This window comes from Tatumella sp. JGM94, assembly GCF_018257595.1.
Lineage (GTDB): Bacteria > Pseudomonadota > Gammaproteobacteria > Enterobacterales > Enterobacteriaceae > Tatumella > Tatumella punctata.
Genome location: NZ_JAERJN010000009.1, coordinates 121,606 through 140,082 on the forward strand (window position 1 = coordinate 121,606; position 18,477 = coordinate 140,082).

General features: G+C 49.9%; 19 protein-coding genes. 11 read left to right on the forward strand and 8 right to left on the reverse strand.

Annotated elements, in window-relative coordinates:
- Positions 1–69: 69 nt before the first annotated feature.
- The 6 genes from aroQ (at position 70) to prmA (ending at position 5,024) form a co-directional block, all read left to right on the forward strand.
- Positions 70–522, forward strand: coding sequence for a type II 3-dehydroquinate dehydratase (gene aroQ / locus JK216_RS08640; RefSeq protein ID WP_212707584.1), 453 nt, complete (start codon positions 70–72; stop codon positions 520–522).
- Positions 523–543: 21 nt separating this feature from the next.
- On the forward strand, positions 544–1,011 hold the full coding sequence (gene accB, locus JK216_RS08645; RefSeq protein ID WP_212707583.1) for an acetyl-CoA carboxylase biotin carboxyl carrier protein: 468 nt from the start codon (positions 544–546) through the stop codon (positions 1,009–1,011).
- 10 nt (positions 1,012–1,021) lie between these two features.
- Positions 1,022–2,371 (forward strand): acetyl-CoA carboxylase biotin carboxylase subunit, encoded by a 1,350-nt coding sequence (accC, locus tag JK216_RS08650; protein ID WP_212707582.1) that lies wholly within the window; start codon positions 1,022–1,024, stop codon positions 2,369–2,371.
- Between the two features lie 70 nt (positions 2,372–2,441).
- Positions 2,442–2,684 carry a DUF997 family protein gene (locus tag JK216_RS08655; RefSeq protein ID WP_212711517.1) on the forward strand — a complete coding sequence of 81 codons (243 nt, stop codon included), beginning with the start codon at positions 2,442–2,444 and terminating at the stop codon, positions 2,682–2,684.
- Complete coding sequence (gene panF, locus JK216_RS08660) at positions 2,674–4,131, forward strand: sodium/pantothenate symporter (protein ID WP_212711516.1); 1,458 nt, start codon at positions 2,674–2,676, stop codon at positions 4,129–4,131. Before JK216_RS08655 ends, panF begins: the two co-directional genes overlap by 11 nt.
- A gap of 11 nt (positions 4,132–4,142) precedes the next feature.
- Complete coding sequence (gene prmA / locus JK216_RS08665; RefSeq protein WP_212707579.1) at positions 4,143–5,024, forward strand: 50S ribosomal protein L11 methyltransferase; 882 nt, start codon at positions 4,143–4,145, stop codon at positions 5,022–5,024.
- Positions 5,025–5,160: 136 nt separating this feature from the next.
- Here the strand turns inward: prmA and JK216_RS08670 are convergent, their stop codons facing one another.
- Positions 5,161–5,448, reverse strand: a complete 288-nt coding sequence (locus tag JK216_RS08670; RefSeq protein WP_212707695.1) for a hypothetical protein — start codon at positions 5,446–5,448, stop codon at positions 5,161–5,163.
- On the opposite strand from JK216_RS08670, the gene dusB reads away from it, so the two are divergent.
- Both dusB and fis read left to right on the forward strand, forming a co-directional pair.
- Positions 5,400–6,365, forward strand: coding sequence for a tRNA dihydrouridine synthase DusB (gene dusB / locus JK216_RS08675; RefSeq protein WP_212707578.1), 966 nt, complete (start codon positions 5,400–5,402; stop codon positions 6,363–6,365). The genes JK216_RS08670 and dusB overlap by 49 nt on opposite strands.
- A 24-nt stretch (positions 6,366–6,389) precedes the next feature.
- A complete protein-coding gene (fis, locus tag JK216_RS08680) occupies positions 6,390–6,686 on the forward strand; it encodes a DNA-binding transcriptional regulator Fis (RefSeq protein WP_000462905.1) in 297 nt (98 codons plus the stop codon).
- A 151-nt stretch (positions 6,687–6,837) separates the two neighbouring features.
- Here the strand turns inward: fis and JK216_RS08685 are convergent, their stop codons facing one another.
- Complete coding sequence (locus JK216_RS08685) at positions 6,838–7,809, reverse strand: PDR/VanB family oxidoreductase (RefSeq protein WP_349290160.1); 972 nt, start codon at positions 7,807–7,809, stop codon at positions 6,838–6,840.
- An 8-nt stretch (positions 7,810–7,817) separates the two neighbouring features.
- Positions 7,818–8,849 carry a Rieske 2Fe-2S domain-containing protein gene (locus JK216_RS08690; protein WP_212707577.1) on the reverse strand — a complete coding sequence of 344 codons (1,032 nt, stop codon included), beginning with the start codon at positions 8,847–8,849 and terminating at the stop codon, positions 7,818–7,820.
- A gap of 123 nt (positions 8,850–8,972) precedes the next feature.
- On the opposite strand from JK216_RS08690, the gene JK216_RS08695 reads away from it, so the two are divergent.
- Positions 8,973–9,911: a LysR family transcriptional regulator gene (locus JK216_RS08695; RefSeq protein WP_212707576.1), complete on the forward strand. Its 939-nt coding sequence runs from the start codon at positions 8,973–8,975 to the stop codon at positions 9,909–9,911.
- A gap of 111 nt (positions 9,912–10,022) precedes the next feature.
- Here JK216_RS08695 and JK216_RS08700 read toward each other — a convergent pair whose 3' ends face one another.
- From JK216_RS08700 to JK216_RS08710, 3 genes are read right to left on the reverse strand one after another with little or no spacing between them, the layout of a single operon-like run.
- Positions 10,023–10,859: a hypothetical protein gene (locus tag JK216_RS08700; protein ID WP_212711515.1), complete on the reverse strand. Its 837-nt coding sequence runs from the start codon at positions 10,857–10,859 to the stop codon at positions 10,023–10,025.
- Between the two features lie 17 nt (positions 10,860–10,876).
- Positions 10,877–12,508: a hypothetical protein gene (locus JK216_RS08705; RefSeq protein WP_212707574.1), complete on the reverse strand. Its 1,632-nt coding sequence runs from the start codon at positions 12,506–12,508 to the stop codon at positions 10,877–10,879.
- Between the two features lie 21 nt (positions 12,509–12,529).
- Entirely contained in the window at positions 12,530–14,071 is a 1,542-nt protein-coding gene (locus tag JK216_RS08710; protein ID WP_212711514.1) for an OmpA family protein, read from the reverse strand.
- A gap of 654 nt (positions 14,072–14,725) precedes the next feature.
- Between JK216_RS08710 and JK216_RS08715 the strand changes: the two genes are divergently transcribed.
- Positions 14,726–15,871, forward strand: a complete 1,146-nt coding sequence (locus tag JK216_RS08715; protein WP_212710939.1) for a glycerate kinase — start codon at positions 14,726–14,728, stop codon at positions 15,869–15,871.
- Between the two features lie 59 nt (positions 15,872–15,930).
- On the opposite strand, the gene JK216_RS08720 is transcribed toward JK216_RS08715, so the two are convergent.
- Both JK216_RS08720 and JK216_RS08725 read right to left on the reverse strand, forming a co-directional pair.
- Entirely contained in the window at positions 15,931–16,482 is a 552-nt protein-coding gene (locus JK216_RS08720; protein WP_212707572.1) for a flavodoxin family protein, read from the reverse strand.
- A gap of 560 nt (positions 16,483–17,042) precedes the next feature.
- Positions 17,043–17,945 carry a polysaccharide deacetylase gene (locus JK216_RS08725; protein WP_212707571.1) on the reverse strand — a complete coding sequence of 301 codons (903 nt, stop codon included), beginning with the start codon at positions 17,943–17,945 and terminating at the stop codon, positions 17,043–17,045.
- A 174-nt stretch (positions 17,946–18,119) separates the two neighbouring features.
- Between JK216_RS08725 and JK216_RS08730 the strand changes: the two genes are divergently transcribed.
- Complete coding sequence (locus tag JK216_RS08730) at positions 18,120–18,284, forward strand: hypothetical protein (protein ID WP_212707570.1); 165 nt, start codon at positions 18,120–18,122, stop codon at positions 18,282–18,284.
- Positions 18,285–18,477 lie beyond the last annotated feature (193 nt).

The window sequence follows — 18,477 nt, forward strand, 5'->3', positions numbered from 1 at the left end:
TGGGTGACAAATGATTACAGGGAGAGTATTTTACGCGATGTCTTTATTATTGCAGGAGATAGCTACACGATGGCTGATAACTTTCATATTTTAGTTCTGCAAGGTCCGAACCTTAATTTGCTGGGAACCCGTGAACCTGAGACCTATGGTCACATGACACTACAGGATATTACCCGCCAGTTAGACCAGACCGCACAGCAACTTAATGTGAAACTGAGTCACCTGCAATCGAATGCGGAATATCAGTTGATTGACCGTATTCATGAGGCAAAAGGCAATGTGGATTTCATTATTATTAATCCTGCCGCATTTACGCACACCAGCGTAGCCCTGCGTGATGCATTGCTGGCGGTAAGTGTCCCTTTCATCGAAGTGCATCTCAGTAATGTGCATGCCCGTGAAACTTTCCGTCATCACTCATATCTGTCTGATATTGCTGTTGGCGTCATCTGCGGATTAGGCGCCGACGGGTACAGCTGGGCTTTACAAACGGCAGTTAAACGCCTGTCAAATTCAAATTAAACAGAGTACGGAACCACACTCATGGATATTCGTAAGATTAAAAAACTGATCGAACTTGTTGAAGAATCCGGCATCGCCGAGCTCGAGATTTCTGAAGGTGAAGAATCAGTTCGCATCAGTCGCTCACCTGCAAATATGGGCTACCCGGTTATGCAGCAGGCCTACGCAGCACCATTAGCCCCTGCGCCTGCCGCTGCACCAGCAGCCGCTGTTGCGCCAGTCGCAGAGCCAGCAGCAGCCAGCAACGAAATCAGTGGCCACATTGTGCGTTCACCGATGGTAGGGACCTTCTACCGCACGCCAAGCCCGGACGCTAAAGCTTTTGTTGAGGTCGGACAAAAAGTGACCGCCGGTGAAACTCTGTGCATCGTTGAAGCAATGAAAATGATGAACCAGATCGAAGCCGACAAGTCCGGTGTTGTCAAAGCTATCCTGGTAGAAAGCGGCCAACCTGTTGAATTTGACGAGCCACTGGTCGTCATCGAATAACGAGGCAACCATGCTGGAAAAATTAGTTATTGCTAACCGCGGCGAAATTGCTCTGCGTATTTTACGTGCCTGTAAAGAACTGGGCATTAAAACCGTTGCAGTACATTCCACCGCGGACCGTGACTTAAAACACGTACTGCTGGCAGACGAAACCGTATGTATTGGTCCTGCCCAGTCCGTAAAAAGCTATCTGAATATTCCTGCGCTGATTTCTGCTGCAGAAATCACCGGTGCGGATGCTATCCATCCGGGGTATGGCTTTTTATCTGAAAACGCTGATTTTGCAGAACAGGTTGAACGCTCAGGCTTTATTTTCGTTGGCCCGAAAGCCGATACCATTCGCCTGATGGGCGATAAAGTCTCTGCAATCCATGCCATGAAAAAAGCAGGTGTACCTTGCGTGCCGGGTTCCGATGGATTCCTTGGCGATGACATGGACAAAAACCGCGAAATCGCTAAACGTATCGGTTATCCGATTATCGTTAAAGCTTCCGGCGGCGGCGGCGGGCGTGGTATGCGTGTCGTCCGTGGCGAAAAAGATCTGGAACAGTCGATTAATATGACCCGTGCGGAAGCAAAAGCTGCTTTCAATAACGATATGGTCTATATGGAAAAATACCTGGAAAATCCTCGCCACGTCGAGATCCAGGTCCTGGCTGACGGTCAGGGCAATGCCATTTATCTGGCAGAGCGTGACTGTTCTATGCAACGTCGCCATCAGAAAGTCGTGGAAGAAGCACCGGCTCCGGGGATCAGCGCGGAACTGCGTAAATTTATCGGTACCCGCTGTACTCAGGCGTGTATTGATATCGGTTATCGCGGTGCAGGAACCTTTGAGTTCTTATTTGAAAACGGCGAATTTTATTTCATCGAAATGAATACCCGTATTCAGGTAGAACATCCGGTAACGGAAATGATCACCGGTGTTGATCTTATCAAAGAGCAATTACGTATTGCCGCCGGTCTGCCTCTGGCGATTAAGCAGGATGATGTGGTGGTCAGCGGACATGCGATTGAATGTCGTATTAACGCAGAAGACCCGAATACCTTCCTGCCTAGCCCGGGTAAAATTACGCGTTTCCATGCGCCGGGTGGTTTTGGTGTGCGCTGGGAGTCGCATATTTACTCCGGCTATTCCGTGCCTCCTTACTACGATTCAATGATTGGTAAACTCATCACTTACGGTGAAACCCGCGAAGTTGCTATCTCCCGCATGATCAATGCGCTGGGTGAGCTAATCATTGATGGTATTAAAACTAATATCGATCTGCAGTTAAAAATTATGGCCGATGAGCATTTCCAGGCCGGTGGAACCAATATCCACTATCTGGAGAAAAAGCTGGGGCTGCAGGAAAAATAATTTTTTCCTGAGTAAAATTCCAGGGCCGGATCTTCCGGCCTTTTTATTTGCCTTATGGTTGAGGTTAGCCATGGATTCCCGCTTTATACAAGCCAATAAAGAAGCCTGCTGGTCTGTATTACTGACCCTCGGCTGGCTGCTTGTCTGGTCTGTAAGCGCATGGCAGGGAGGAAATGCCCCGGGAGTATTTGGTTTTCCCCGCTGGTTTGAATTATCCTGCCTGTTTGCTCCGTTGTTGTTCCTGTTGTTATGCGCCCTGATGATCCGCTTTCTGTTCCGCGATATTTCGCTGGAGGATGGCGATGAACACTAAAATACTGATCCCGCTGCTGGCATATTTGTTAATCGTTGCCGCTATCTCTCTGTTTGCCGTTTATCAGCAGAAACGCGCTACGGGGACTTTTCTGAACGAATATTTCCTCGGCGGAAGGACCCTCGGCGGATTTTTGCTGGCAATGACACTGACTACCGCCTATATCAGTGCCAGTTCGTTTGTTGGCGGGCCGGGTGCCGCCTATAAATACGGACTTGGCTGGATTTTTCTGGCAATGGTTCAGGTTCCCGCCGTCTGGTTATCTCTGGGGGTTCTGGGGAAGAAATTTGCTATTCTCGCCCGTCGCTATAATGCGGTTACCCTGAACGATATTCTGTATGCCCATTTCAGGAGTAGCCTGGTGGTCTGGCTGGCCAGTATTACCCTGCTACTCGCCTTTATCGCGGTGATGACAGTACAGTTTATTGGTGGCGCAAGGCTGCTGGAAACGGTTGCCGGAGTCCCCTACAGCCAGGGATTACTGACTTTCGGCGGGGTGATCGCTTTGTATACCGCGCTGGGCGGATTCCGCGCCAGTGTACTGAATGATGCGATGCAGGGCATAGTGATGCTGGCAGGGACGTTCCTGCTGTTATTTGCCGTGATCCACGCAGCCGGCGGCCCGGCCCATGCAGTCGCGACACTGAAACAGATTAATCCGCAGCTGATCGACCCGCGGGGTGCAGGCAATATCATCACCGGACCGTTGTTAGTCTCCTTCACGGTACTGGTCTGCTTCGGGGTACTGGGGCTGCCAAACACGGCTATCCGCAGTATGTCCTATCGTGACAGTAAAGCGGTACACCGGGGGATCTTTATCGGGACCCTGGTGATGACCCTGCTGATGCTGGGTATGCACCTGGCAGGAGCTCTGGGCAGAGCGGTGATCCCTGACCTGCATATTCCTGACCTGGTTATCCCGACACTGATGATCAAAGTGTTACCGCCTTTTGCCGCAGGCATTTTTCTCGCCGCGCCGATGGCGGCCATCATGTCGAACGTCAATGCCCACTTACTTCAGGCATCAGCGACCCTGATTAAAGATCTCTATCTGCGGGTATTACCGCAGCGTGCAGGCAATGAACGTCATTTGCGGCGTTTATCCACTCTGCTGACATTAGGGCTGGGTGTGCTGATGATACTGACTGCGTGGCGGCCACCGGATATGCTTATCTGGATGAATCTGCTGGCATTCGGCGCATTAGAAACAGTATTTCTCTGGCCACTGCTGCTGGGTTTATACTGGCAGTCTGCAAACGCTACCGGCGCTGTCAGTAGTATGCTGTGCGGAGCGGTCAGTTATACTCTGCTCGCCAGTTTTGATATTCACTGGTGGAATTTCCATCCGATAGTTCCGTCACTGTTACTGAGTCTGGCCGCGTTCCTGATTGGCAACCGGCTGGGTAAACCCGCACCTCAGGCGATGATGCCGGGTGCGAAGAAATAAAGAGATATGCTATGCCCTGGATCCAGATAAAAATTAATACTTCCGGCACAGATGCGGAAGAAATTGGTGATGCACTGATTGAAACCGGTGCTGTTTCGGTCACTTTTGAAGATACGCATGATAATCCTGTCTATGAACCTATGCCGGGAGAAACTCCCCTGTGGGGCGATACGGATGCTATTGGTCTGTTTGATGCAGAAACGGATATGCAGCAGGTCGTTGCAATGCTGGCGCAGCATCCGCAACTAGGTGACGGATTTCGCCATAAAATCGAACAGATAGAAGATAAAGACTGGGAACGCGAATGGATGGATAACTTCCACCCGATGTGCTTTGGTGAACGCCTGTGGATTTGTCCGAGCTGGCGTGAAGTCCCTGATCCTGATGCCGTGAATGTGATGCTGGATCCGGGTCTGGCATTTGGTACCGGCACCCACCCGACCACATCGTTATGTCTGAGCTGGCTGGATAGTCAGGATCTGACGGGCAAGACAGTGATCGATTTTGGTTGCGGATCGGGGATCCTGGCGATCGCCGCCCTGAAACTGGGGGCCAGCCATGCTATCGGGATTGATATCGATCCGCAGGCTATTCAGGCCAGCCGGGAAAATGCCAGCCGTAACGGTGTTTCTTCGCGGCTGGATCTGTATCTGCCACATCAGCAGCCATCTGATTTAAAAGCCGATGTTGTGGTAGCCAATATTCTGGCAGGCCCGCTACGCGAACTGGCACCATTGATCAGTGTATTGCCTGAAACCGGCGGTAAGCTGGCCCTGTCCGGTATTCTGGCAAGCCAGGCTGAGGATGTTTGCGAAGCCTATGCGGATAAATTTGTGCTCGACCCCGTGGCAGAGAAAGAAGAGTGGTGCCGTATCACCGGCCAGCGCAGCTGACTGACCACTGCACACTCCGGGGTAACCACCACAGAGTGTGCTTTACCGTTATTTTCCGGCCCCGCACAGCACTGCTGATTTTTTACCTGATATCTGCCTTTTTATGGCAAATTTTATACTGCAGATATGCTGTAAATTATGTTTGTGACTGTTTTTTATCTTGTATATCAAGGGTGAAGAAAGAAATTTTTTCCGCCTCCCCGCGAATATTTTGATGTAACTCATTGATATTAGTATTTATATTGTATCTGTCTGCTGCCTGATATTCATTTCCGTGATCAATGACGGCATATTGTTCAAAGTTTGGCCTTTCATCTTCGTTAAAAAATGCGTAATATACGCCGCCTTGCGAACATATAAGGTCATCTCTTTCCCATGCGCATTGGATCATACCAGCTTCGAAATCGACTGATTGCTGCGCCAATGGCCGGTATTACCGACAGGCCATTTCGTACGCTTTGTTTCGAGAACGGCGCAGGAATGACAGTATCAGAGATGATGTCATCGAACCCTGAAGTCTGGGCAAGTGACAAATCCAGACTGCGTATGGTGCACAGTGATGAGCCGGGTATCCGCTCAGTACAAATTGCCGGTGGTGACCCTGATGAGATGGCGGCGGCGGCACGGATTAATGCACAATCCGGCGCTCAAGTCATTGATATTAATATGGGTTGTCCCGCAAAGAAAGTGAACCGAAAGATGGCAGGTTCCGCATTGCTTCAGCACCCGTCGCTGGTAGAGTCTATTTTACGGGCGGTGGTTAATGAAGTGGATGTACCGGTCACCCTGAAGATCCGTACTGGCTGGAATACCGAAAATCGTAATTGTATAGAAATTGCCCAACTGGCCGAACGTTGTGGCATTCAGGCGTTAACCATCCACGGACGAACCCGCGCTTGTCTGTTTAATGGTAACGCAGAATACGACAGCATTCGGATAGTTAAGCAGAACGTGTCCATTCCGGTTATCGCGAATGGGGACATTACTGACCCGCATAAAGCCAGGGCCGTACTTGACTACACCGGAGCGGATGCTCTGATGATAGGCCGCGCGGCTCAGGGAAGACCCTGGATCTTCCGGGAAATCCAGCATTATCTGGACACAGGAGAGCTGCTTGCACCAAAGCCACTCGCCGAGGTGAAGCAAATGCTGATTGGACATATACGGCAGCTGCACGACTTTTATGGTCACGGCAAGGGATACCGTATTGCCCGAAAACACGTTTCCTGGTATTTACAGGAACATGCTCCTGATGACCAGTTTCGGCGCACATTCAACGCCATAGAGGATGCCAGTGAACAACTGGAGGCGTTGGAGGCATACTTCGAAAATCTTGCGTAAACGAAAAAAAGAGCTGAAAGAACTATGTTCGAACAACGCGTAAATTCTGACGTACTGACCGTTTCTACCGTGAATTCACAGGATCAGGTAACTCAAAAACCACTTCGTGACTCGGTTAAACAAGCACTGAAGAACTATTTTGCTCAGTTAAATGGTCAGGATGTTAATGACCTGTATGAGCTGGTACTGGCTGAAGTTGAGCAGCCTTTGTTGGACATGGTGATGCAGTATACCCGTGGCAACCAGACCCGTGCAGCACTGATGATGGGTATTAACCGCGGGACTCTGCGTAAAAAACTGAAAAAATACGGAATGAACTAATCATTCACCCGTAATAGTTTGAAAAGAAAGGCACTTTCCTGACGAGGACAGTGCCTTTTTTATGATGATTACGTCAGGCATGGCCTATTAATCTCAGAGACAGGATCCGGTACCGGCAGATAGCTTTCAAAAAATCTTCTGCGATTACTGCTCAGCGTTCTATCACCAGCTCTGCGGTGTGACTTCGGGAACAACACAATGCTATCTGCTGCTGGTCTGCCGATTTTTCCGCATCGGACTGTACCGTATCCCTGTGATCCACACGGCCCGATACAACCGGTGTCAGGCAGGCACCGCAAATCCCCATCTCACAGGAAAGAGGTACATCCACCCCGTTTTCCAGTAACACGGCGGCGATTGTTTTATCTGCAGGTACTCTGAATTGCCAGCCAGAAGAGGCCAGTGTAATAATAAAAGCATCACTGACACCGGCCGTTTGCGGTACTGCCGGCGGGCCAAAAGCCTCCGTCTGAATATTTTCTTCCGGCCAGCCATACTGCAATGCCGTATTCATCATCTGCGTCATAAAACCTTCGGGCCCGCACAGCAAAATACGGGTCTCCGCTGAGGGGCTGAGTAACTCCTCCGGAATATGGTGCCTCGGAGAATCACCGTCGCTGCTGTACCAGAACCGGCAGTTACCATGCTGCAAAGGCCGTTGTAATTCGCGCTCAAATGCTCCGCACCCCGGCTTCTTCAGGTAATAATGCAGAACAAAGGGAGTTCCGCTGGCTTCAAGATGCTCAGCCATCGCATACAACGGCGTAATACCAATCCCGCCCGCCAGTAAAATAACCGGTCCCGACGCCGCCAGCGGAAACAGATTTTTCGGAACGCTGATGGTCAGCCGCTGGCCGGGCCGCAACACATCATGAATATAAGCAGACCCGCCCCGTGACGCCTGATCACGGGCGACGCAAATCTGATAACGATATGGATCATTCCCTCGTCCGGTCAGTGAATACTGACGGATCAGATGGTTATTCAGATAAAGGCTGATATGAGCCCCCGGCGCCCAGCGCGGCAGCGGCTGACCGTCTGCGGCGACCAGTGCAACCCCCAGATTATTCTCCCCTTGTCGCCAGACAGCATCGACAATAACATCCACCGGTATATCCATCACTGTCGCTCCTATACCAGGAAAAACTCACCAAAACCCATTTTTTTCAGGCTGCGGCGGTAGGCAATTGAGCTTCTGTCAGCAGGAATATGAGCTTCCAGAGTCATATCCGATGGCAGATTTTCGGGGCGCTGCGTTTCCACCATCAGCCGGTCTTCTTCGAAGACCCGCCGGTTAAAATCACAGATATCCTGCACCGGAATATGCAGATCAAAATTTCGGGCAATCGGCGCGAACATCCGTGTTTTCCTGGCCGATACCGGCGAGGCAGCATTCATAATCACCAGCCGTGACTCTCCCGGAAAATGGATCGTCAGTGTGGCCGTAAAAGGCAGATGCATTTCAAAATGCCGCAGCCAGACAAACCCCTCAGGCGCCTGCTCTTCAGAATCAGCCGCATAGTTGCTGACACTGCTTCGGTAATCGACACTAAACCCGGATTCGGTCTCCACCGGATGATAGGCTGGCACACTCTGGTTTTCCGGATCGGCGAACGTTTCGGTATGGACCCACGCAAAATGAGCCACGTCGAGAAAGCCTTCGACCTGCCGTCCGGCAAAACCATTCACATCAAACCCGGGGCAATTTATCTGCTGGAATCCGGAGCTATCCCATAAAGGCATCACCGGCAGAGCAACGGGGTTTTCTGCATCAGGTAACATACATACCCAGACCAGACCGTAACGTTCCTCCACGTCAAAGGCCGTTAAATTAAGCTTTGCCGGAATCGCCTGCTCCGGACTTGAGGGGATACGGTTACATTTCCCCCCGCTACCGAAACGCAGCCCGTGATAAGGGCAGACAATCCCGCCGTCATCGGCAAAACCAAGGGTCAGGGGTACACCGCGATGAGGACAAAGATCTTTCGCCGCAACCACCTCTTCACCAATCCGGTACACCACCAGCGGTTCATCAAGGAGTACGGTTTTATACGGCGAAGTGCTGACATCAACAGAACGGGCCACCGGGTGCCAGTATCTGGCAAGACGCACCCAGTCATCAGGGTCGAAAGTACAATGGGCAGGAGGTGATATTCTGTTCATAACGTTATCCGCTCAGCTCAGGAAAAAGCATAGTGATTGTCAGGACATTCTGTCTGCACTAAGGTGTATCCGTCCATCAGCATTAATTCAGATCTATGTTGCAAAAAACTGTACAGGTGACCAATGACCCCGTTCTCACGTTTTGCTGCTTATTTTGCTGAAGTCGCCCGCTGCGGGAGCCTGCGCAAAGCAGCAGAAAAATTGCATGTCTCAGCTTCAGCCATCAATCGCCAGATCCTTCAGGCAGAAGAAAGTTTTGGTATCGCCTTATTTGAACGGTTGCCGGGGGGAATGCGTATGACCACTGCCGGAGAGTTACTCTATAGTGATCTGCTGAACTGGCAGCGGGATTTCAGCCTGACACAGCAACGTTTCGCTGATATTCAGGGGCTGAAACGCGGTAAGGTCGCCATTGGTCTGGTACAGGCTCTGACAGAAGGTCCATTATGCGGAGAAATTGGCAGCATCGCCCACGGGCAGCAATGGCTTGATATCGAACTGGCTGTTGAAAGCAGCCAGGTCGTCAGCAGAATGGTGCGGGATGCCGTCGTCGATTTCGGACTAATTCTCGATCCCGGCACCGTCAGCGGGATCGAGGTGATCGCGTTTGCCGAACTCGCGATGGGGATCGTTGTTCCCCCGCGGCACAGGCTCAGTGACCTGCCATCTGTATCTCTGTCTGAATTGCATGATCAGCGGCATATTATCCCCGGTAAGGGACTGGTAGTACACGATCGTGTACAGTCCCTGTATCAGCGTGCAGGTCAGCCACCGGCATCGGTGATTTCCTGTAATGATATTCGGCTGATCCGCAGCCTGGTGGCTAACGGAACCGGAATTTCGGTGCTCAGCCGGCTGGATGTCATGGAAGACCTCCGTCTTAACCGGCTGTGTTTTATCCCGATAAAGCATAATCCACTACGGCCGGTCACTCTCGGGCTCTGTACTGCTCCTTCGAGACAACTGTCACGGGCTGCGCAATATATGATCCAGCGTCTGTCGGGGATTATCGAGGAGATGAATAGCACTGCCGCGCCTGATGGTCTGCAGCACCGGTGGTAATATAATGTCAGCGATTATCCTGTCGCCGGAGAAAGGGGCAAAGCCCGTCTTCGGCGAGGATAAAAAAAGCGCTTCCGGCAGGAAAGCGCTTTTTCATCAGACTTACCAGACTTACTGCAGTGGCTGATTCAGTGCCGGTGTACCAAAAGCCACCAGCCGGGCATCAGATAACGCAAACCATTGCTGCCAGAAATTTTGCAGGCTATCCAGCGTCTTACCGCCAATGTAATGGCTGTCTTTGGCACTTAACAGCCCGGCCCCCAATACATAAATTTCTGCACCATCCATATCTGCCACTAAATTCTGCTGACGCACGCTGGCCAGTACTTTTGGTACATTCAGCTGACGGATCTGGTTATGCTGATAGAAGGACGCAGAATCACTGTTTTCCAGCATATCGCTGACCAGTAAGATAACCCGCTGACGGGCTGGCGATGTTTTAAGATCCTCACCAATATTTTTCAGCGAGTGCATAATCTCACTTTTCGGGATATCTGCCCTCGATTCCTGCATTGCCTTCACCAGCGCCCGTCCCCAGTTCTGCGTAAACTGAGATTTCTGCTGGCTGAGACAACTGTCCAGATCGTCCAGGTCATCCATCGGGATATCGCCACGGGCAGAGGAGGAAGGTGGCGTATCAAGCGTACTGTCGGCCACTAATTGCATATATTGCCCGGGCACCACCGCCGAGAAGGTATACAACTTTACCTCATCGCCGGGTTTAACAAATGCTGCGACTTTATCCCATACGGAATGCTGTAATACATCCGGCAAAACTACCGTCTGATCAATAACAACCGTCAGCTGGCGTCCGCTGGCCGGGGCCTGCCATTGCTGGGTATGAGTACGGGCATAACAGCTATCCGCCATCCCGCCAGCTTCCGCATTGGCGATCAGCGGGCTGCCTAACCAGCCAGCCAGCAGTAACCCGAGAAATCTTTTTTTCATTATTATTCTCCCGTGTTTTATGCCACAGCAAACAAGCCACGCTTTTTCGCAAAGCATTGCGCTTTCCAGATAAAAGTGATCTGTTGTTCTGTCAGTCCTGAGAACGACGGATAAATATTTGCCAGGAAAATCAATTCACCTGCTTCGACTTCAGTGATATCCGGATATTCCAGTGGTTTAATGTCCGCATCAGAGACCGGGGCAGCAGCCTGACTCTGTGTATCTTCAGCCGGTATATCACGAATTACCGTGGCGGCTGGCTGTATTGTGTGACCAGCCCCGGCGCTATTATGACGGGTAATATCGCTATCCAGCTTCTGGTTGCGCTTATAGTCTTCCAGCTCTTTGCGACGACTGTTTTCACGTTCCTGCTCCAGCCCCGCCTGTTTTTGCCGGACATAGCTTTCAAAATCACGGTTCAGGGATTGCTTCAGTAATTCACGTTCTTCGGCACTGGTGGTCGTTTTGTGCATCAGTTTGCGCCGCAGCATACTCAGTTTATGATCTGCATGCATACTGATTGCCCGTTTCCGTCGCTCCATCCAGGAGCGCATTGCCTGTGCATTTGGAAAACGATGAGTGCTGTGCCAGGCCTCTGAAGAATGTACGCCGGCGAAACCATAATTGCGTCCGAGGAAGAAAGCAAAAAACTGCACACCGATATAAATGACAGAAAGGATAATAAACGTCACCAGCGAGGCATCATGCTTTGACTGCTGCATGTCGTTTTCGGCCTGCAGTCTGGCCTGCTGATCATTCTGTGCCGCCTGGGCAGGAAGTACACTACCCCATGGGCTGCTGACATCATTGCTGCTCTGCATGCTGGTGACTGATTGTTTTGATTCCACCATCTGCAAGGTGTAATAACGCACCCCGAAAGCCGCGATCGCAATAATCAGAATCCAGGCATAAAATCCCCAGACGGGACGGCGGTGTTCTGCACAGTCATGATCGATAGAGATCCTTGCTGCGATTTGGTTATAGCGTGGTTCATCATTATCACGGTAAGTATGGACAATCTGAATTTCACTGACTTCATTCAGATTCTTTTTTGAATCACTCTGACTGAACCAGCGATTTGCCTTTCTTAACAAAGAGTTATAATGCTGGGCGGCACCGGCGTGGTGGGCAATAAAGCCGGAAATCAGCGACAGGATCAACGCCAGTGACCAGACAACAATCTGCAGATTATTCGCTGAAATCCGTGGCGCCATAAAAGGACCAAGAACATAGGCGAACCCGATAGCTTCCATCACCAGCAGCACGACTATCAGGGGGGTTACCCATACCGGTGCTTTTTTACGACCAGATTCCAGTACTTTAGCCAGATAGTCTTTGCACTGATTGTAATAGGTAATGTCCTGATCCGCAGCCACATACTCATTGTAGTAGAGATCAGCAATATTCATTTCAGCATCCAGCCATTTTGACTGATGTACCAGCGATGAACGGCTGGAATACTGGCGAGAGGCTTTAGCTACCGTTCCCACCAGCGGCATGACATGCCAGACCCTCATACAAAAATAACGGACATCATCCCATTTTTTATACGCAATTCCTGCCGCCAGTAGCAGAAGAATAATGCAGAGAGTGAGCAGGCGGTGCTCAATAATCTGAGCACCAAGCCCGCCAAGTGAAAAGTCATTCATAGTTATTGAGTCTCATCATAATTAATGCGTCGGGATATAATCGGCCACATAGGTCGTGGTCGCTTTCGGATAGAAGAGCTGCCCTTTTGTCGCTTTCGCGCCACGGGTACTAAAAACAATATCCATACAAGTTACGGCACTGCCGGTCTGGCGCGGGTAAACACGATAAATAATGTCGTCTTTCCCCTGATAGGTCTGCGCAATGGCAGGAATAACCGCCGACGGTTCTTTCCGGGTTCCGGTAAAATGCGTCACTATCGATATGGTCGGATTCTGACCGGGCTGGGCACCATCACGCAAAATAGCGACCGGGGAAATAACCACCAGATTGTTATTCACTACATTCGCCCAGGACAAGCCACCGTAACCAGGTAAATAGTCATAGCTATGATGGGTGGTGAAGTCTTTGCCGGTTGCCAGGCTCTTCACCTGACCACTGATCCTGAGACTATCAGTTGCACAACTCATAATGGCAGTATCTGCGGCACGGGCCGTCGGAAACCAGGAAGAAGACTCACTGGCATCCACTCCGGTAACCACACTGGTCACAGAAGCCGCCGGCTGCCCATTAAAATCAATCTGTTCTGATGCAGGAATGTGCCGGGTCGTCTCTGCCGTAGTGGTGGCGACAGACGTCTTGTTTTTGTTACCCGTACGGGTTTGTTTTTTATTTTCCGTGATCTGAGAATGACTTTCCGGAACTGCTTTATCCGCAGCGGATGGCGTCAGGGTCGTTGCCCGGGATAGGTTTTTTTTCTCAGCAGCGGCGGACGATGCCCTGACAACCGATACAGTACTGCTATAGTCCAGATAGCGGCTGTTACCCTGCTCCTGCTCTATCCGCATCGCCAGTGCTTTTTCATCACTTAATTCACTTATTTCTACCCGCCGATTTTTAGCCCGTCCCTCAGGGGTCTGGTTACTGCCAATCGGACGCGAAGCTCCTGCCCCCTGATAGTAAATATGACTGGCTGGTATTCCGGCACCGCGTAACAGGCTACCGACTGATTTTGCCCGTTGCTCTGAAAGCTGCTTATTCACTTCGGGATTGCCCGTGGAGTCCGTATGTCCGACCACCAGATAGTAACGGGGAGTACTCTGAGCCTCTGCATACACCCTGGCCAGGCTATCTATCTGCCGGTGACCTGTGGTGGTTAGTTGTGCTGAACCGGTATCAAACATTCCCTGGTCACTGACCTGGGCCACGATGCCGCCCGCCTGTTTATCTGTGGCAGAGGGACGGGTTAAGGCAGATTCGGTCGTCATCCGGATATTGGCTTTTCTGGCTGCTTCCAGCAGAGCTTTCGAACGGGTCTGCCAGATGTTTCCCGCATAGCAGCCTCCTCCGGTACCTAATGCCGCACCAATCGCGGTACCGGCAGCTGCATTACCCAGTTTTCTTCCCACCAGGTTACCGACGATAGCACCCCCGATAGCACCGACGCCGCAAAGGATCTCTGTTCCATAATGAGCACCGGTTTCATTGAGCTGGTCTTGTGTATTTGCACAGCTGCTGAGCAGACTGGCCGATAAAACAACAACTGTTATTTCCGTAATTTTCATTCAGGGGGGCCTCTGAATACCCGCAGCAGAGTATTCTGTCTGTATTGATATTTTACTGTCCGCAGACACGCAGAAACCGTCATTCCAGACAGTAATAGTAAAAAATGTTAATCAATATAATCAGCCGGTGAGCATAACACTTTGCTATAGACTGACTCAAACTGAAATTTGTTTTAACAAATACCTGAGAAAAATAAGTTTATTTAAGGATGTTCATGTCCTGATATTACAGAATGGCTGTTATAACTAAAAAATATCCATTTTAAATCAATATGATAAAATTATTCTGTGGGATTTGTGGTGGAACTGATAAGGCGAAGACAACAGAAAATTAAATATAATTTCTACTGATTAATAAGTACGTTTATTGATATGTCTGATGAACAGCTCAGAGACCGCTGGCTGAAACAGACGACTGTGTAAGCATCCTCACCTGTAACCATACTGGCAGTCTGTATCCCCGCCATCGCCGGGTAAGGTTATAATCCGTGGCCGGATAGCTGTTGTTAAACATTTCAATAAATACAATTGCAGAAGCCCTCCCGCCCCGCTAAAAAGTATAAATACCCCCACGGCTCTCTGACTATTATTCCACGGGTGCTGCTGTCAGCCATAGAATTGCAGAGCCGCCCGGAGGCATAAAAAGGTGAAAAAATGAAACCCATGACGTTTGTTTTAGCCCCGGACTCATTCAAAGAAAGTATGACCGCGAAGGAAGTCTGTATTGCCATGGAGCGCGGTTTACGGAGGGTATTTCCTGAGGCCCGCTATATCCATGTGCCGATGGCTGACGGTGGTGAAGGGACCACCCGGTCACTGGTTGATGCGACCTGCGGAGCCTTACACTCTGTAACAGTAACCGGCCCTTCGGGTTCTCCTGCAGAAGCTATTTTTGGGATCAGTGGCGATGGTACTGTGGGTATTATTGAAATGTCTTCTGCAAGCGGTATCCAGCATACCGCTCCTGATAATCGTAATCCCTTACTGGCGACCAGCTATGGCACCGGTCAGCTGGTCACAGCCTGTCTGAATAAAGGTGTCAGACAGATAATTTTAGGCCTCGGCGGCAGTGCCACCAATGATGGCGGAGCAGGTATGGCCGAAGCTTTAGGTGTACGTTTTTATGGTCCGCATCACCGGCAGCTGAGCCGTGGCGGAGGTGCGCTGGGAGACCTGCAACGAATTGATATATCCGGCCTCGATCCACGCCTGAACGGTGTAAAGTTTCTTGTCGCCTGCGATGTAACAAGCCCTCTGTGTGGTGACCAGGGAGCCTCGGTCGTATTTGGTCCGCAGAAAGGGGCTACGCCACCCATGGTCCGCCAGCTCGACGACAATCTGGCCCATTATGCACAGATTATCTGTCAGCAACTTGGCAAAAATGTGGCTGATCAGCCCGGAGCAGGTGCCGCGGGAGGACTCGGTGCTGGATTGCTGGCATTTACCGACTGCGAATTAAAAAACGGTGTTGAAATTATACTGTCGTATACCCGGCTGAAGCAGCACCTGACCGGTGCAGATTATTGTTTCACAGGTGAAGGACGGATGGATGCACAGACCATGTTTGGTAAAACTCCGCTGGGTGTTGCACGGCTGGCAAAAGCTGCCGGGGTCCCTGTGATCGCGATTGCCGGCAGTATGGGTTCAGGTACTGAGCCTCTCTACCGGCAGGGTATTGATGCTATTTTTGGGATCATCCCTCAGGCTGACAGTATCGACAACCTGCTGCGCAGCGGTACGGTTAATATCCAGCGAACCTGTGAAAACGTCGGAAGATTACTCAGATTACACCTGAGCTGATCCGGCATCGGAATGGCTGATACAGGGGGCAGAAAAGCCCCCTGCGAACAATGGCGGAACTATTTTAAACGTGCGGTAATTGAAGCAACCCGTGCGCCGTACTGACGTGCTGTTTCAATATCACCGGCAGGGATGAGTTCAGCCCCGGCATCGGAAGGTGACTGAATAAGCGGCCCTGCGGATCCTCCGAGGTTATTAATATCTTCACGGGTTGCGGTCGTGGTGTTGGCCGGTAGTATCCCCAGGCTGACCCAGATCCCGCCATGTTGTGCTGCCAGAGTCTGGAAGAAAATCAGGGTATTCTGCTTATCACCATTCAGACTGGCACTGTTGGTAAATCCGCCAAAAACCTTATCCTGCCATTGACGAGTAAACCAGGCTTTAGAACTGGCATCCGCAAATTTTTTAAACTGCCATGGCGCACTCCCCATATAAGTCGGTGCACCAAAAATAATACCGTCGGCGGCATTCAGTTTTTCCCAGTCCTGTTCGGTAATTTCACCCTGATTATCTATTGCAATAAGTTCTGCTCCGGCACCTTCAGCAACACTTTCGGCAACGCGTTTAGTGTGTCCGTACCCGGAAAAATAAATCACATAAATATCTGACATATTAACCTCTCTGTTAGACTAGCCATTGGTAAAACACGGTGATACACAGCATACGTGAATAGCTATCATCGCCGTTTTTTGATAAATATTCATCTACTGTTCTATGACAAAATATCATAAGGACAGCATACTTATCCCTGAAGAGAGGTACCGGGATTTACAGGCTGCGAATCCCGGATCGATCTCAAAGCGGGTCTGTTTAATGTCGCCGGAGACTGTCTGGTCTGAAATGGCTATAACAGACAACAGGGATTATATTTCTTTCGTTATGATTCCCGGGCTTTTATTATTACCCGGATAACTATTTAATGTATTACTTAACATCAATCAGATTTACGGTTATATATCGGTATTTATAACAGCTGTCATAATTAAACCTTCAGAAAAACATATTTACAGTGAATATAATAAACCAATAACTTTCAGTATGTTATTAACTATCCGATACAGAATTACTCTCCGGAGAAAATTCTATAGTCTGATGACAGGCCCCTGTTTCTCTGCTTTATAGCCGGAAGAGGTATTTTATTTCCGGCTAATAATGATGTAAGTTCTATTGTTTATTCAGGAAATGAAGATCTGTAATAACGGGCAATTTCTCCGGGAGTAGTTAGCCAGAATTCATTCTGCTGTAATATAAGTTCAGCAAGGGTTTTCTTTAACTGATAAAAACGGAACGGTTGCCCGACAATATATGGGTGCAACGCAATCCCCATCACCTGCGGAGAAAACTTACTGCGTTCCAGAAGTTCTGCAAATTGATCTTTAATCATCTGGCAGAAAATATCTATAGATGTGCCATTCGGAATAATTGTTGGTATATCATTAATTTCCTGAGGGTACGGTATCGACAGCAACTCACCGTGCCGGGTGTTGATCGGTACCGGTCTGTCATCATGTGCCCAGTTAAGGCTGTAGTCAAAACCGTGCTGTTTCAGCAGGTCAGGGGTATTATGACTTTCTGAGATCCATGGAGATAACCAGCCAGAGACTTTCTGATTCTGATATTGAGTCAGTTGCTGCTGACAATAGCTGATCAGATAAGACTCCTCTTCTTCATCCAAATCCCCTTGTCGCTGAGAATTCGTATACCCGTGGCCTATCAGTTCACTGCCGGGTAAATCAGTCCAGCGTTGCAGTAATTCAGGATAATGTTCCAGTATTGAGCTATTCGCGATAACAGCAGGAGGGATCGATAGTTTTTCAAATAACCCGGCCAGATGCCAGCCGCCGACCCGATTTCCATAGTCACGCCAGCTATAATTCAGGATATCGAGAGAGTTAGCCACCTGCGATATTTTAGCGCCTTCTGAACAGCCAAATGAAAAATGCTCCAGATTCATCGCTACATAGATCGCCAGGCCATGACCTCCGGGCCAGCTGAATGAAGCGCTATTTTTATCCGTCGAAGGATAACGGTGATGCTCATTTAATGTCAGTATCAGGTCAGCGTTCTGTGTCATAGTTAATTGAATTACCCGGATGAATGAATAGGCCGATAATAAGTTCTCACTATGCCAGTCTGACCGGCCTTCCGGCAACTGTGTTTATGGCAGAAAGGGATAACTGACGGCAAGACAGGACAATCTTACTCAGGTCGTTTATTATGAGCGAAAGTAAGTTTAGGAGAAGCTGGCATGCGTATCTTTAGCCTGGTATTAGTCACTTTATTGCTGTCAGCCTGTGCAGCGAAAAAAGAACCTCCGCAGGAAACCGTTGTGATCCATAACGGGGATTGCAGTGCCGGAAAAAAAACCATTAACTGCCAATGGACAGATGTCCCGGCGAGTAATATGCACTGAGTCATCGAAGTAAGGCCATCCGTCAGGATGGCCTTTTTGTCTTATTGGATGCCTGGCCGTTGCCGGAGGCAACGTTCAGAAGCAGGCTTCTGTCCTTCTCCCGCACGGGGAGACCCTGTAATGGTCAACTTAAACCGGACACGGATTTAGGCACATTGTTGTAATCGGCGTTCATATTCATTCGGCGATATAT

What these genes read in the sequence shown, in the direction of transcription:
- aroQ (WP_212707584.1), top strand. Translation starts at nt 70, where the DNA reads ATGGCTGATAACTTTCATATTTTAGTTCTGCAAGGTCCGAACCTTAAT.
- accB (WP_212707583.1), top strand. Translation starts at nt 544, where the DNA reads ATGGATATTCGTAAGATTAAAAAACTGATCGAACTTGTTGAAGAATCC.
- accC (WP_212707582.1), top strand. Translation starts at nt 1,022, where the DNA reads ATGCTGGAAAAATTAGTTATTGCTAACCGCGGCGAAATTGCTCTGCGT.
- JK216_RS08655 (WP_212711517.1), top strand. Translation starts at nt 2,442, where the DNA reads ATGGATTCCCGCTTTATACAAGCCAATAAAGAAGCCTGCTGGTCTGTA.
- panF (WP_212711516.1), top strand. Translation starts at nt 2,674, where the DNA reads ATGAACACTAAAATACTGATCCCGCTGCTGGCATATTTGTTAATCGTT.
- prmA (WP_212707579.1), top strand. Translation starts at nt 4,143, where the DNA reads ATGCCCTGGATCCAGATAAAAATTAATACTTCCGGCACAGATGCGGAA.
- dusB (WP_212707578.1), top strand. Translation starts at nt 5,400, where the DNA reads ATGCGCATTGGATCATACCAGCTTCGAAATCGACTGATTGCTGCGCCA.
- fis (WP_000462905.1), top strand. Translation starts at nt 6,390, where the DNA reads ATGTTCGAACAACGCGTAAATTCTGACGTACTGACCGTTTCTACCGTG.
- JK216_RS08690 (WP_212707577.1), bottom strand. Translation starts at nt 8,849, where the DNA reads ATGAACAGAATATCACCTCCTGCCCATTGTACTTTCGACCCTGATGAC.
- JK216_RS08695 (WP_212707576.1), top strand. Translation starts at nt 8,973, where the DNA reads ATGACCCCGTTCTCACGTTTTGCTGCTTATTTTGCTGAAGTCGCCCGC.
- JK216_RS08700 (WP_212711515.1), bottom strand. Translation starts at nt 10,859, where the DNA reads ATGAAAAAAAGATTTCTCGGGTTACTGCTGGCTGGCTGGTTAGGCAGC.
- JK216_RS08705 (WP_212707574.1), bottom strand. Translation starts at nt 12,508, where the DNA reads ATGAATGACTTTTCACTTGGCGGGCTTGGTGCTCAGATTATTGAGCAC.
- JK216_RS08710 (WP_212711514.1), bottom strand. Translation starts at nt 14,071, where the DNA reads ATGAAAATTACGGAAATAACAGTTGTTGTTTTATCGGCCAGTCTGCTC.
- JK216_RS08715 (WP_212710939.1), top strand. Translation starts at nt 14,726, where the DNA reads ATGAAACCCATGACGTTTGTTTTAGCCCCGGACTCATTCAAAGAAAGT.
- JK216_RS08720 (WP_212707572.1), bottom strand. Translation starts at nt 16,482, where the DNA reads ATGTCAGATATTTATGTGATTTATTTTTCCGGGTACGGACACACTAAA.
- JK216_RS08725 (WP_212707571.1), bottom strand. Translation starts at nt 17,945, where the DNA reads ATGACACAGAACGCTGACCTGATACTGACATTAAATGAGCATCACCGT.
- JK216_RS08730 (WP_212707570.1), top strand. Translation starts at nt 18,120, where the DNA reads ATGCGTATCTTTAGCCTGGTATTAGTCACTTTATTGCTGTCAGCCTGT.